Genomic DNA, 13183 nt, shown 5'->3' on the forward strand with positions numbered 1-13183 from the left:
GTACGGCCGCCTTCACGGATTGCGAAACGCAGACCGTCGTCCATCGCGATCGGGTGGATCAGGGTAACAACCATTTTGATGTTGTCGCCCGGCATTACCATCTCTACGCCTTCTGGCAGTTCGATGGTACCAGTCACGTCAGTAGTACGGAAGTAGAACTGCGGACGGTAGCCTTTGAAGAACGGAGTATGACGGCCGCCTTCGTCTTTGGACAGAATGTACACTTCAGATTCGAACTTGGTGTGCGGCTTGATTGAACCCGGCTTAGCCAGTACCTGACCACGTTCGATTTCTTCACGTTTGATACCACGCAGCAGAACACCAACGTTCTCACCAGCACGGCCTTCGTCCAGCAGTTTGCGGAACATTTCAACGCCAGTACAGGTAGACTTAGCAGTCTCTTTGATACCAACGATTTCAACTTCTTCACCAACTTTGATGATACCGCGCTCAACACGACCGGTAACAACGGTACCACGACCGGAGATGGAGAATACGTCTTCGATAGGCAGCAGGAACGGCTTGTCAATCGCACGCTCTGGTTCCGGGATGTAAGAATCCAGGAAGCCAGCCAGTTCGATGATTTTCGCTTCCCACTCTGCTTCGCCTTCCAGCGCTTTCAGAGCAGAACCACGAACGATCGGAGTGTCGTCGCCCGGGAAATCGTACTGAGACAGAAGTTCACGAACTTCCATTTCTACCAGTTCCAGCAGCTCTTCGTCATCAACCATGTCGCATTTGTTCAGGAACACGATGATGTACGGAACGCCTACCTGACGACCCAGCAGGATGTGCTCACGAGTCTGCGGCATCGGGCCGTCAGTCGCAGCAACAACCAGGATCGCGCCGTCCATCTGCGCAGCACCGGTGATCATGTTTTTAACATAGTCGGCGTGGCCCGGGCAGTCTACGTGCGCGTAGTGGCGAGTCGGGGTGTCATATTCAACGTGAGAAGTGTTGATGGTGATACCACGAGCTTTTTCTTCCGGAGCGTTATCGATCTGGTCGAAAGCACGAGCAGCACCGCCGTAGGTTTTAGCCAGAACGGTGGTGATTGCAGCGGTCAGGGTAGTTTTACCGTGGTCAACGTGGCCGATGGTGCCGACGTTAACGTGCGGTTTTGTACGTTCAAATTTTTCTTTAGACACGGCTATATTCCTTACTATAGTGCTCTCCCCTTTGGAGAGAGCACGGGACTTAGGTTTTAATCCTGTGGCTTATTTACCACGGGCTTCAATAACGGCCTGAGCAACGTTGTTCGGCGCATCGTCGTACTTCAGGAACTCCATGGAGTAAGAAGCACGGCCTTTGGTCAGAGAACGCAGCTGGGTTGCATATCCGAACATTTCAGACAGCGGAACTTCAGCGTGGATCACAACGCCAGTGACGTTGGATTCCTGACCACGAAGCATACCACGACGGCGGCTCAAGTCACCGATAACGTCACCGGTGTTCTCTTCCGGAGTCTCTACTTCAACCTTCATGATAGGCTCAAGCAGAACTGGTTTCGCTTTCTTAAAGCCATCTTTAAAGGCGATAGAAGCGGCCAGTTTAAACGCCAGCTCAGAGGAGTCAACATCATGGTAAGAACCGAAGTGCAGACGCACGCCCAGATCAACAACCGGGTAACCAGCCAGCGGGCCAGATTTCAGCTGTTCCTGGATGCCTTTATCAACGGCCGGGATGTATTCGCCAGGAATTACACCACCTTTGATGTCGTTGATGAATTCGTAGCCTTTCGGGTTTGAACCCGGCTCCAGCGGGTACATGTCGATAACAACATGACCATACTGACCGCGACCACCAGACTGCTTAGCGTGTTTACCTTCGATATCGGTAACTTTCGCGCGAATCGCTTCACGGTAAGCAACCTGAGGTTTACCGACGTTCGCTTCAACGTTGAATTCACGCTTCATGCGGTCAACGATGATGTCGAGGTGCAGCTCACCCATACCGGCGATAATAGTCTGGTTAGATTCTTCGTCAGTCCATACGCGGAATGACGGGTCTTCTTTAGCCAGACGGCCCAGAGCCAGACCCATTTTTTCCTGGTCAGCTTTGGTTTTCGGTTCTACCGCGATGGAAATTACCGGTTCCGGGAATTCCATACGCTCCAGAATGATCGGAGAATCTGGATCACACAGGGTATCACCAGTGGTCACGTCTTTCAGACCGATCGCAGCAGCGATGTCGCCCGCGCGAACTTCTTTGATCTCTTCACGTTTGTTGGCGTGCATCTGAACGATACGGCCAAAACGCTCACGTGCAGATTTCACGGAGTTCAGGATGGTATCACCGGAGTTAACCACACCAGAGTACACGCGGAAGAAGGTCAGGTTACCCACGAACGGGTCGGTAGCGATTTTGAATGCCAGAGCAGCAAACGGCTCTTCATCGCTAGCGTGACGCTCAGCCGGAGTATCTTTACCGTCGTCCAGAATACCGTTGATCGCAGGTACATCAGTCGGGGATGGCAGGTAATCAATTACCGCATCCAGCATCGCCTGAACACCTTTGTTCTTAAACGCAGAACCACAGGTTACCAGGATGATTTCGTTGTTCAGAACGCGCTGACGCAGAGCTTTCTTGATCTCTTCTTCAGTCAGTTCTTCACCACCCAGGTATTTCTCCATCAGCTCTTCTGAAGCTTCCGCGGCGGACTCGATCAGGTTCTGGTGCCATTCTTCAGCCAGTTCCTGCATGTCAGCCGGGATATCTTCATAAGTGAAGGTTACGCCTGCATCTTCTTCGTTCCAGTTGATGGCTTTCATTTTCACCAGGTCAACAACACCAGTGAAGTTTTCTTCAGCACCAATTGCCAGCTGCAGCGGAACAGGGTTCGCGCCCAGACGGGTTTTGATCTGACCAACAACTTTCAGGAAGTTCGCGCCCATACGGTCCATTTTGTTAACGAACGCAATGCGCGGAACTTTATATTTGTTAGCCTGACGCCATACGGTTTCAGACTGCGGCTGAACACCACCAACTGCGCAGTAAACCATTACTGCACCATCAAGCACACGCATGGAACGTTCTACTTCGATAGTGAAGTCAACGTGCCCCGGGGTGTCGATGATGTTTACGCGATGCGGTTCATACTGCTTAGCCATACCAGACCAGAATGCAGTAGTCGCTGCGGAGGTGATAGTAATACCACGCTCCTGCTCCTGTTCCATCCAGTCCATGGTGGCTGCGCCGTCATGAACTTCACCGATTTTATGGTTTACACCGGTGTAGAACAGAATACGTTCGGTAGTAGTGGTTTTACCGGCGTCGATGTGCGCACTGATACCGATGTTACGGTAGCGCGCGATGGGTGTTGTACGAGCCATTTGATTCCTCGTTTATCTTTTAGGCGTTCAATTTAAGTAGCCCAAAGCGGGCTGCTTACAAGAAGCGCCCGCCTGGTGACTAATACTCCGAAGGGATTACCAACGGTAGTGTGCGAACGCCTTGTTGGCTTCTGCCATACGGTGAACGTCTTCACGTTTCTTAACTGCAGTACCTTTGTTTTCTGCAGCATCAGAAAGTTCGTTCGCCAGGCGCAGAGCCATGGATTTATCACCGCGTTTACGAGCAGCTTCAACGATCCAACGCATTGCCAGGGCATTACGACGGACCGGACGGACTTCAACTGGTACCTGATAAGTAGAACCACCAACGCGGCGAGACTTAACTTCGACAGTCGGGCGCACGTTTTCGAGAGCTACTTCGAAAGCTTCCAGTTCATTTTTACCAGAACGCTGAGCCAGGGTCTCCAGCGCGCTGTATACGATTGTTTCGGCAGTAGATTTTTTACCATCTACCATCAGGATATTTACAAATTTAGCCAGCAGTTCTGATCCGAACTTCGGATCCGGCAGAATTTTACGCTGACCAATGACGCGACGACGTGGCATGGAAATACTCCGTTGTTAATTCAGGATTGTCCAAAACTCTAAGAGTTTAGTTTGACATTAATATAAAACGTTTGGCCTTACTTAACGGAGAACCATTAAGCCTTAGGACGTTTCACGCCATACTTGGAACGTGATTGCTTACGGTCTTTAACGCCGGAGCAGTCAAGCGCACCACGAACGGTGTGGTAACGAACACCCGGAAGGTCTTTTACACGACCGCCACGGATCAGGATCACGGAGTGCTCCTGCAGGTTGTGACCTTCACCACCGATGTAGGAAGTCACTTCAAAACCGTTAGTCAAACGAACACGGCAAACTTTACGCAGTGCGGAGTTCGGTTTTTTAGGAGTGGTAGTATATACACGAGTACATACGCCACGTTTCTGCGGGCATGCTTCCAGCGCAGGCACGTTGCTCTTTGCAACTTTGCGTGCGCGTGGTTTGCGTACCAGCTGGTTAACTGTTGCCATTAAATAGCTCCTGGTTTTAGCTTTTGCTTCGTAAACACGTAATAAAACGACCTCATACAATATGAGGACGCAGAATTTTAGGTCGGTGTCGAAAAGGTGTCAAGAAATATACAACGATCCCACAATTACCAGGCCATCTGGTTGGGATGCTTCACCGTAAGTCTGACGAAGTCAGTATAGCCAACCCTGACGACACTGTCTGAAATTTGACCATCTAACCCGCGAGCTTTAATGTCTTCTTCCAGTACATAGACCTTAATGGAGGCATTCTGCAGACTTTCAAGGAAGCGGGTACCATCTATTGCCGCCGTCACGCCATCCTGGAGCAATAAAAGCTCATCGTCTTCACCAACAAGACGAAGAAGAGAGGAGAAATCAGTAAGCCACGCGGAGCGATGTAAAGTATGCAGCATGAGAATGTCAAAACCTCAAAATAACATCATAGTTGCCAAGCTCACGGCGCAAATCATCGGGTTCAAGAACCGTCGCATCGACCACAAAACTGGCCCCCTGATCAAGCCCTCGCTCACGCAGGGAGGCGGCGCAAAGCCAGCATTGCTCTATATCGTACAGCCCCAGCAGTTTAAAAGTCGCGATATAATCACGGGCGAGGACAGCATCCGGTTTTTGTCCTTGCAGGATCTGGAAGACGCCATCACCAATAAAAAATACACCAAGGTCTTCCGTTAATGCTGAAGTCGCCAGTAATGCATCAAGACCTTCGCGGCCTGATGCACTGCCGTGCGGCACAGTGGAAAAAACAAAAGCAACACGTTTCATTAAAACTGTACCACGCGATCGCACGTCAGGGATGCCTCGGCCAGCGAGCCAAGCCCACTGAGGTTAAAACCTGATTGTAAGTTCGAACTTGTCAGCCCAAGCCTCTTCGCTTCGGTCTCATCAACAACGCCACGACGCAACGCCGCCGCCACACAAATATTAAGCTCTACACCAAATTGTTGATTGAGTTGCTGCCAGCCTCGCACCAAATCAAATTCATCACTGGCGGGTGATGTCAGAAGGTTAGCGTTATATACCCCCTCCTGATAAAAAAAGACACGGCTTAACTCATGCCCTTCCTCAAGCAACGCGTGTGCAAATTGCAGCGCGCTGCTCGCCTGCTGTGTGCCATAGGCAGGTCCTGTCACCATGATGGCAAAACGCATTACTTATCTTGCCCCTGGAAATCACCACTTTTGAACTGGCGAATATAGAGGTAAACAGTATGTTTGGAGATGTTCAGACGGTCAGCGACCTGATTAATAGCATCTTTGATATCGAAGATGCCTTTCTCATACAGATTCAGGACGATCTGACGATTCTTCGCATTGTTAGATACGTTACGATCGGCATTCACTTCTTCAATCGTGAATTCCAGCGTCTGTGTCACCAGATCTTCCACTGATGAAGCAAAGTTTACGGCTGAGCCCACTTCCGGGGTTTCCGGCGGAATAAAGGTATTCATTATTTGCGAGAAAGGTACATCAAGATTCATATTGATGCACAGCAGACCAATTACGCGATGCTCACGGTTGCGAATGGCAATCGTCACCGACTTCATCAAGACACCGCTTTTCGCACGTGTGAAATAACATTTCGACACGCTGCTATCCGCACCCGTCATATCATGCAGCATGCGCAACGCAAGATCGGTAATCGGTGAGCCGATTTTTCGGCCCGTGTGTTCACCGTTGGCGATGCGAATAGCCGAGCATTTCAAATCCTGCAAAGAGTGCAATACGATTTCACAATGGGAACCAATGAGCATCGCCAACCCGTCCACTACCGCTTCGTAGGATTTAAGGATATCGAAGTCGGTTTGATCGAAAGGACGTTGATCCAGCAAATCTAGCTCACTGGTTTCGTTGGTTAAAAGCGACCTGGACATGAAAAAAAGCACTCCTTTTCAGGAGCCTGTCGTTATGTTGTCAGGGCAGGCTCATCACTATTAGGGGCATCTAAAGTAATACAGCGCACAAGGCGCTTTCCAGTATTAATTATATCCTGTCGATAATAAAAAACCGCCGCCCTGTGGGCGGCGGTTTTTGGTACCTTATTTTTTGCTGGCATCTGCAGCTTTATCTGCCGGTGCAGCGTCTGCCTTCGCATCCGCTTTCGGCGCCGGTTTGATATCTAACAGCTCAACATCAAAGACCAGCGTGGAGTTTGCCGGAATACCCGGAACGCCGGTTTTGCCATAAGCCAGATCCGGTGGAATAACCAGCTGAATTTTACCGCCTTTCTTGATGTTTTTCAGGCCTTCTGTCCAGCCCGGGATAACACCGTCAAGACGGAAAGAGAGTGGCTCGCCACGGGTGTAAGAGTTATCAAACTCTTTACCATCAATCAGCGTACCTTTGTAGTTCACAACCACGGTATCGCTGTCTTTCGGTGCTTCACCTGTACCGGCTTTCTCTACTTTGTAGACCAGACCAGTAGAAGAGGTTTTAACACCTTTCTCTTTGGCAAACTTCTCACGGTACGCTTTACCCTTGGCTTCATTATCAGCCGCGTCTTTTTCCATTTTCGCCTGGGCGGAAGTCTTCACGCGCGCTTCAAACGCCTGCAGAGTTTGTTCGATTTCCTGGTCAGACAATTTGCTCTTGTCCGCAAACGCATCCTGAACGCCAGCGATCAGCTGATCTTTATCCAGTTTGATGCCCAGTTTCTCCTGCTCTTTCAGGGAGTTTTCCATGTAACGCCCCAGGGATGCGCCCAGCGCGTAGGCCGCTTTCTGGTCGTCATTCTTGAATGCTGCTTTGCTGTCAGCGGTAGCGGCTGGTTTCGCAGTATCAGCAGCGAAGGTGATCGGGGCATGCAGAGCAACGGCCATTGTGGTCGCCAGCAACGTTACTTTAAACAGTGATTTCATCCATCTCTCCAGGGCCGGGGCATCTCACCCCAGGGTTAGCTAACATAAAAACGTACTATAAAGCGTTGTAGAACAAATCAACATACGGACACGCCCTATTATCACCACATTTCAGACTCTTTTTGTTTAAATTAGTTTCGTCACACGGGAATGAGTGCTGTGCAAACAGGCAAAGTTGAGTAGAATTCGCCGCAGTCCGCGATCTGCCGGAAATAACAGAAGAGGTGAATCATGCAGGATACAACGATGGAAACTCGGCTGGCTGAACTGGAGAGTCGCCTGGCATTTCAGGAAATTACCATTGAAGAGCTTAATGTGACGGTAACTGCTCACGAACTGGAAATGGCCAAACTGCGCGATCATCTGCGTCTACTGACGGAGAAGCTCAAAGCAACTCAGCCGTCCCATATTGCGTCGCAGTCCGAAGAGACACCGCCGCCGCATTATTGAGACATAAAAAAAGCGGGGAATTCCCGCTTTTTTTGTGCCGGATAGCGACGTAAACATCTTATCCGGCCTACTCATATATACCCAAAGGATTTCAAATCACAGCCAATACCGCTGTGGGTTGAAAGACGAAGGGTATTAGTGGCAACCGCAGCCGCCATTACCTTTACCGCCACCGCCGCAGCAACCTTCGCCGCCGTGCTCGTGCCCATGGTCGTGGCCATGACCGCCGCAGCAACCGTCGTGGTCGTGATCGTGGTCATGACCGTGCGCACCGTGAACGTGACCGTGAGCCAGTTCTTCTTCGGTTGCTTCGCGGATCGCAACAACTTCAACGTTGAATTTCAGGTTCTGGCCAGCCAGCATGTGGTTACCGTCAACCACTACGTGGTCGTCTTCCACTTCGGTAATTTCTACCGGTACAGGTCCCTGGTCGGTTTCAGCCAGGAAGCGCATGCCAACCTGCAGTTCATCAACGCCCATAAATACATCTTTAGGAACGCGCTGCACCAGGTTTTCGTCATACTGACCATAAGCGTCGTTTGCGCCTACAGCAACATCGAATTTATCGCCAACTTCATGACCGTCCAGCGCTGTTTCCAGACCAGAGATCAGGGAACCGTGACCATGCAGGTAGTCCAGCGGTGCACTCACCGGAGACTCATCAACCAACACACCGTCTTCTGTACGTACCTGATAGGCCAGGCTGACCACCAGGTCCTTTGCTACTTTCATGATATCTCCTGAGCATGGAAAGAATAGTGGCGCAGATTGTAGCGGAATTCTGCACCCGTGTACCCTCTAGCTTAAAAAAAGCTGCGCCATATCGCTAGTCCGGATGAAAAATCCCTATCACTTGTTCTTCTTTGCGAACGTGCTCGCGTGCTTCTTTATCGGCTTCCCGCATCTGATGGCCACACTTAACACACTCAACAATATCGATATTATTTTCGCGCCACATCGCCAGCGAGTCCTGCGCCTGGCAGGACGGACATTTTGCACCTGCAATAAAACGTTTACGAATTGCCATGGTTATCCCCTACTCAAATTCATCCCAGCCATCCAGCTGTCGTCGCTCTTGCTGCATCTCTCGATGGAAAATTTCCTCCAGTTCGCGCCGGGCTTCTCTGGCACGAGAGATTTGTACCGTATCGGTATGTATCGGGATCAACTCCCGTAGCATACGCATGTCCAGCCGCCGGAAATGCAGCTGAGCACGTTGGGCCTGATGCGGATGCATACCCAATGAAACCAGAGTTTTACGTCCCAATTCCAGCGCACTCGAAAAGGTTTCGCGGGAAAACTGCGTTACACCAGCTTGTAATAACTCATGTGCTTCCACGCGTCCGCGCGCTCGCGCAAGAATATGCAAATGCGGAAAATGCTGCTGACACAGTTCCACCAGCTTCATCGTATCTTCAGGCTCGTTACAGGTGATCACTATCGACTCCGCCGCTTCAGCACCAGCGGAACGTAAAAGTTCTACTTGTGTCGCATCGCCGTAATAAACTTTATAGCCATATTTACGCATCAGATTAACCGCGCTGATATCGCGTTCCAGCACGGTAATACGCATTTTATTCGCCATCAGCAAACGGCCTATTACCTGCCCAAAGCGCCCAAACCCCACCACAATCACCTGCGGTTTATCATCTTCCACCCAAGGTTTTTCATCTTCATCATCCGGGCCGTTAATCTGGCGGGAGAGCCATTTATCAATCAGCTTCATCAACAACGGTGTCGTCATCATCGACAATGTGACGGTCACCAGCAGCAGCGCCATTTGATCGCCCTGAAACAGTCGTTGTGATGATGCCGTTGAAAAAACGACGAAGGCAAATTCTCCCCCCTGGCTTAATACACCGGCAAACTGCATACGCTCCGAGCTTCTCATCCCATTCAGTCGCGCCAATAGATACAGCACCAGCGTCTTAACAACTACCAGCACAATAACGCTCGCGACCACCCACAGAATGTGGGTATACAGAACGCCAAGATTTAGCGACATCCCCACAGATATGAAGAACAAACCAAGCAACAGACCTTTAAAAGGATCAATTGCCGTTTCCAGCTCATGTCGATATTCGCTTTCCGCCAGCAGCACGCCCGCGATAAAAGTTCCAAGGGCCATCGACAACCCCAACGCATCCATGAATAAAGCAGAACCCAGTACCAGGAGCAGAGTGGCTGCGGTAAATACCTCCCGTACACCGGAATCCGCGATAAAGCGAAAAACGGGACGGAGCAGATAACGCCCACCAATCAACATGCCAGCAAAGGCCAGCACCTTCATTCCTACTTTGATCCAGTCAAAATGTTCGTCAGCAGAACCGGCTAACAGCGGAACCAACGCCAGCGCGGGGATCACCGCCAGATCCTGAAATAGTAATACCGAAAAACCCAGTTGCCCGGATTCGCTGCGGTTCATCCCCTTTTCCCGCATCAGCTGCAGCGCCATCGCCGTTGAGGACATCGCCAACCCGATTCCGCCCACTACTGCCGCCTGCCAGGAGAAATTCGTGAGCATCAGCAGGCCAGCCAGAACCACTGCGCTGAGCATCACTTGAGCTGCGCCGACGCCAAATATTGAGCGTCGCAACTGCCATAGCTTGGAAGGGTTAAGCTCCAGCCCAATGATAAACATCAGAAAAACCACACCCAATTCAGAGAAGTGGAGGATTTCATCCACATCGCTGATGAACCCTAATCCCCACGGACCAATAGCGATCCCCGCCAGCAAATACCCCAAAACAGGGCCAATGCCCAGCCGCGATGCCAACGGCACCGCAGCTACCGCCGCGAAGAGGAATAACACTCCCGCCAGTAATAAATCAGAACCTTCCATCAGCGGCCTCCCGAAGGAATCGGATTTGCCAGCCAGTCGCCATACGCTTTAGCATGACTGTCCAGCTCCTGCTTTGTCTGCCGCCTGGCCCAGTAAACGATAATAGGGCTCATCCAGTGCATCCGGCACATTCCGGCCGTCAACTCAAAAGGGCGCAGCACATCGCTCATCGGATAGCGGTTCAGCGCATCATAACGGTAAGCACTTTCCGGCTCACCGGTAGTGATGACACTCCGCCAGTACTTTCCCGCCAATTGATTTCCACCCGGACCGCTGGCGAATCCACGACTGAGAACACGGTCAAGCCATTCCTTTAACAGGGCCGGACAGCTATAGGTGTATAGCGGATGCTGGAAAACAATCACATCATGCTCACGCAGCAGTTCCTGCTCGTGCGGAATATCGATAAAAAAATCGGGATAGTGTGCATAAAGATCGTGCACGGTAACATTACTGAGCTGCATGGCCGGTTTAAGCAGAACCCGGTTCGCTACCGAGTCCTGAGATTCCGGATGGGCATACAGCAGCAAAACTTTCGCTGGCTGGAACATCATTCCCCTCCCGGTTATGTCTTTTGTCTATTTTCGACGTTTTGGGCTACCATTGCGCCTCGGTGCGGCAAAGCGCCCGCACATTACATTATCATAATGATAAATTAACATAGTCTGAACATACGGCGCCTTATGATTGTTTTCTCCTCGTTACAAATTCGTCGCGGCGTGCGCGTCTTACTGGACAATGCCACGGCCACCATTAATCCAGGGCAGAAGGTTGGTCTGGTCGGTAAAAATGGCTGCGGTAAATCTACCCTGCTGGCATTGCTGAAAAATGAAATCAGCGCCGACGCCGGGGGATTTACGTTCCCTGGTAACTGGCAGCTCGCTTGGGTGAACCAGGAAACACCAGCACTTCCTCAGCCTGCGCTGGAGTACGTGATTGACGGTGACCGCGAATATCGTCAGCTGGAAGCACAGTTGAACGATGCCAACGAACGTAACGATGGAAACGCCATTGCGACCGTACACGGCAAACTGGACGCTATTGATGCATGGACGGTTCGCTCGCGTGCCGCCAGCCTGTTACACGGCCTCGGTTTTTCGAATGAGCAGCTTGAACGTCCGGTCAGCGATTTCTCCGGCGGATGGCGTATGCGCCTCAACCTTGCTCAGGCACTGATTTGTCGTTCAGATCTTCTGCTGCTTGATGAACCGACCAACCACCTCGATCTCGACGCGGTAATCTGGCTGGAACGGTGGCTGAAAAGCTATCAGGGCACGCTGATCCTGATCTCTCATGACCGTGATTTCCTCGATCCGGTGGTAGATAAAATTATTCATATCGAACAACAGACGATGTTCGAGTACACCGGTAACTACAGCGCGTTTGAAATTCAGCGCGCTACGCGTCTCGCACAACAGCAGGCGATGTACGAAAGCCAGCAGGAGCGCGTGGCGCATCTGCAAAGCTATATCGATCGCTTCCGCGCTAAAGCAACTAAAGCAAAGCAGGCACAGAGCCGTATTAAAATGCTGGAACGCATGGAGCTCATCGCTCCGGCTCATGTCGATAACCCGTTCCATTTCAGTTTCCGCGCGCCGGAAAGCCTGCCCAATCCATTGCTGAAAATGGAAAAAGTCAGCGCAGGCTATGGCGATCGCGTCATCCTCGACTCCATCAAACTGAACCTGGTTCCGGGGTCACGTATCGGCCTGTTAGGACGTAACGGTGCGGGTAAATCAACGCTGATTAAACTGCTGGCGGGAGAACTGGCGCCGATCAGTGGTGAAATCGGTCTGGCGAAGGGTATTAAGCTCGGCTATTTCGCTCAGCATCAATTGGAGTTCCTGCGGGCTGATGAATCCCCTATTCAGCATCTGGCACGCATGGCGCCGCAAGAGCTGGAACAGAAACTACGCGATTACCTCGGCGGATTCGGCTTCCAGGGAGATAAAGTTACCGAACAGACCGCGCGCTTCTCCGGCGGTGAAAAAGCGCGTCTGGTGCTGGCGCTGATCGTCTGGCAACGCCCGAACCTGTTGCTGCTCGATGAGCCGACTAACCACCTGGATCTCGACATGCGTCAGGCGCTGACCGAAGCATTAATTGATTTCGAAGGCGCACTGGTTGTGGTTTCGCACGACCGTCACCTGATTCGCTCCACTACCGACGACCTCTATCTGGTACACGACAAGAAGGTCGAGCCGTTTGATGGCGATCTGGAAGATTATCAGCAGTGGCTAAGCGACGTACAAAAGCAGGAAAACCAGAGCGACGAACCGGCGAAAGAGAGTGTCAACAGCGCCCAGGCGCGTAAAGACCAGAAGCGCCGCGAAGCAGAGCTGCGAACCCTGACGCAACCACTGCGTAAAGAGATAACCCGTCTGGAAAAAGAGATGGAAAAGCTACACGCACAACTGGCACAGGCGGAAGAGAAGCTTGGCGACAGCGAACTGTACGACCAAAGTCGCAAAGCTGAACTAACGGCATGCCTGCAACAACAGGCGAGCGCAAAATCCGGGCTGGAAGAGTGCGAAATGGCCTGGCTGGACGCGCAGGAACAGCTTGAGCAAATGCTTGCCGAGTAGTCTTGATTGCCGGATAAAGGCGCGAAAGCGTCTTATCCGGCCTAGCGACAGATTAATGGGAGGAT

At 51.4% G+C, this 13183-nt stretch carries 15 protein-coding genes; 2 read left to right on the forward strand and 13 right to left on the reverse strand.

The window, feature by feature from the left end:
* The 9 genes from tuf to fkpA all read right to left on the reverse strand — a co-directional run.
* Positions 1-1148 (reverse strand): elongation factor Tu (gene tuf, locus OGX98_RS00895; RefSeq protein WP_286492302.1); only part of this gene is annotated, 1148 nt, incomplete at its 3' end.
* 69 nt (positions 1149-1217) lie between these two features.
* Entirely contained in the window at positions 1218-3332 is a 2115-nt protein-coding gene (gene fusA, locus OGX98_RS00900) for an elongation factor G (RefSeq protein ID WP_045448338.1), read from the reverse strand.
* Between the two features lie 96 nt (positions 3333-3428).
* Positions 3429-3899: a 30S ribosomal protein S7 gene (gene rpsG / locus OGX98_RS00905; RefSeq protein ID WP_003023657.1), complete on the reverse strand. Its 471-nt coding sequence runs from the start codon at positions 3897-3899 to the stop codon at positions 3429-3431.
* A 95-nt stretch (positions 3900-3994) separates the two neighbouring features.
* Complete coding sequence (gene rpsL, locus OGX98_RS00910; protein WP_003023654.1) at positions 3995-4369, reverse strand: 30S ribosomal protein S12; 375 nt, start codon at positions 4367-4369, stop codon at positions 3995-3997.
* A gap of 125 nt (positions 4370-4494) precedes the next feature.
* Positions 4495-4782: a sulfurtransferase complex subunit TusB gene (gene tusB / locus OGX98_RS00915; protein WP_045448350.1), complete on the reverse strand. Its 288-nt coding sequence runs from the start codon at positions 4780-4782 to the stop codon at positions 4495-4497.
* 7 nt (positions 4783-4789) lie between these two features.
* The gene (gene tusC, locus OGX98_RS00920; RefSeq protein WP_200042273.1) at positions 4790-5149 is read right to left on the reverse strand and encodes a sulfurtransferase complex subunit TusC; all 360 of its coding nucleotides are present in this window, start codon (positions 5147-5149) and stop codon (positions 4790-4792) included.
* Positions 5149-5535 (reverse strand): sulfurtransferase complex subunit TusD, encoded by a 387-nt coding sequence (gene tusD / locus OGX98_RS00925; protein WP_200013188.1) that lies wholly within the window; start codon positions 5533-5535, stop codon positions 5149-5151. Before tusD ends, tusC begins: the two co-directional genes overlap by 1 nt.
* Positions 5535-6257: a helix-turn-helix transcriptional regulator gene (locus tag OGX98_RS00930; RefSeq protein WP_003023643.1), complete on the reverse strand. Its 723-nt coding sequence runs from the start codon at positions 6255-6257 to the stop codon at positions 5535-5537. Before OGX98_RS00930 ends, tusD begins: the two co-directional genes overlap by 1 nt.
* A 165-nt stretch (positions 6258-6422) precedes the next feature.
* Positions 6423-7241, reverse strand: a complete 819-nt coding sequence (fkpA, locus tag OGX98_RS00935) for an FKBP-type peptidyl-prolyl cis-trans isomerase (protein WP_045448355.1) — start codon at positions 7239-7241, stop codon at positions 6423-6425.
* Between the two features lie 231 nt (positions 7242-7472).
* Between fkpA and OGX98_RS00940 the strand changes: the two genes are divergently transcribed.
* Entirely contained in the window at positions 7473-7691 is a 219-nt protein-coding gene (locus tag OGX98_RS00940; RefSeq protein WP_003023639.1) for a protein SlyX, read from the forward strand.
* 135 nt (positions 7692-7826) lie between these two features.
* On the opposite strand, the gene slyD is transcribed toward OGX98_RS00940, so the two are convergent.
* From slyD to kefG, 4 genes are all read right to left on the reverse strand, one after another.
* A complete protein-coding gene (gene slyD / locus OGX98_RS00945; RefSeq protein WP_045448357.1) occupies positions 7827-8423 on the reverse strand; it encodes a peptidylprolyl isomerase in 597 nt (198 codons plus the stop codon).
* A gap of 94 nt (positions 8424-8517) precedes the next feature.
* Positions 8518-8718 (reverse strand): YheV family putative zinc ribbon protein, encoded by a 201-nt coding sequence (locus OGX98_RS00950; protein ID WP_005121675.1) that lies wholly within the window; start codon positions 8716-8718, stop codon positions 8518-8520.
* 9 nt (positions 8719-8727) lie between these two features.
* Positions 8728-10533 carry a glutathione-regulated potassium-efflux system protein KefB gene (gene kefB / locus OGX98_RS00955; RefSeq protein WP_286594709.1) on the reverse strand — a complete coding sequence of 602 codons (1806 nt, stop codon included), beginning with the start codon at positions 10531-10533 and terminating at the stop codon, positions 8728-8730.
* Entirely contained in the window at positions 10533-11084 is a 552-nt protein-coding gene (kefG, locus tag OGX98_RS00960) for a glutathione-regulated potassium-efflux system ancillary protein KefG (RefSeq protein ID WP_048223473.1), read from the reverse strand. The genes kefB and kefG overlap by 1 nt, the downstream gene beginning before the upstream one ends.
* 132 nt (positions 11085-11216) lie before the next feature.
* On the opposite strand from kefG, the gene OGX98_RS00965 reads away from it, so the two are divergent.
* Positions 11217-13118: an ABC transporter ATP-binding protein gene (locus OGX98_RS00965; RefSeq protein ID WP_045448362.1), complete on the forward strand. Its 1902-nt coding sequence runs from the start codon at positions 11217-11219 to the stop codon at positions 13116-13118.
* Positions 13119-13183 lie beyond the last annotated feature (65 nt).

Source organism: Citrobacter sp. Cm046 (assembly GCF_030333065.1).
Taxonomy (GTDB): domain Bacteria; phylum Pseudomonadota; class Gammaproteobacteria; order Enterobacterales; family Enterobacteriaceae; genus Citrobacter; species Citrobacter murliniae.

Coding starts and splice junctions, on each gene's coding strand:
- fusA (WP_045448338.1), bottom strand. CDS start 3,332: ATGGCTCGTACAACACCCATCGCGCGCTACCGTAACATCGGTATCAGT.
- rpsG (WP_003023657.1), bottom strand. CDS start 3,899: ATGCCACGTCGTCGCGTCATTGGTCAGCGTAAAATTCTGCCGGATCCG.
- rpsL (WP_003023654.1), bottom strand. CDS start 4,369: ATGGCAACAGTTAACCAGCTGGTACGCAAACCACGCGCACGCAAAGTT.
- tusB (WP_045448350.1), bottom strand. CDS start 4,782: ATGCTGCATACTTTACATCGCTCCGCGTGGCTTACTGATTTCTCCTCT.
- tusC (WP_200042273.1), bottom strand. CDS start 5,149: ATGAAACGTGTTGCTTTTGTTTTTTCCACTGTGCCGCACGGCAGTGCA.
- tusD (WP_200013188.1), bottom strand. CDS start 5,535: ATGCGTTTTGCCATCATGGTGACAGGACCTGCCTATGGCACACAGCAG.
- OGX98_RS00930 (WP_003023643.1), bottom strand. CDS start 6,257: ATGTCCAGGTCGCTTTTAACCAACGAAACCAGTGAGCTAGATTTGCTG.
- fkpA (WP_045448355.1), bottom strand. CDS start 7,241: ATGAAATCACTGTTTAAAGTAACGTTGCTGGCGACCACAATGGCCGTT.
- OGX98_RS00940 (WP_003023639.1), top strand. CDS start 7,473: ATGCAGGATACAACGATGGAAACTCGGCTGGCTGAACTGGAGAGTCGC.
- slyD (WP_045448357.1), bottom strand. CDS start 8,423: ATGAAAGTAGCAAAGGACCTGGTGGTCAGCCTGGCCTATCAGGTACGT.
- OGX98_RS00950 (WP_005121675.1), bottom strand. CDS start 8,718: ATGGCAATTCGTAAACGTTTTATTGCAGGTGCAAAATGTCCGTCCTGC.
- kefB (WP_286594709.1), bottom strand. CDS start 10,533: ATGGAAGGTTCTGATTTATTACTGGCGGGAGTGTTATTCCTCTTCGCG.
- kefG (WP_048223473.1), bottom strand. CDS start 11,084: ATGTTCCAGCCAGCGAAAGTTTTGCTGCTGTATGCCCATCCGGAATCT.
- OGX98_RS00965 (WP_045448362.1), top strand. CDS start 11,217: ATGATTGTTTTCTCCTCGTTACAAATTCGTCGCGGCGTGCGCGTCTTA.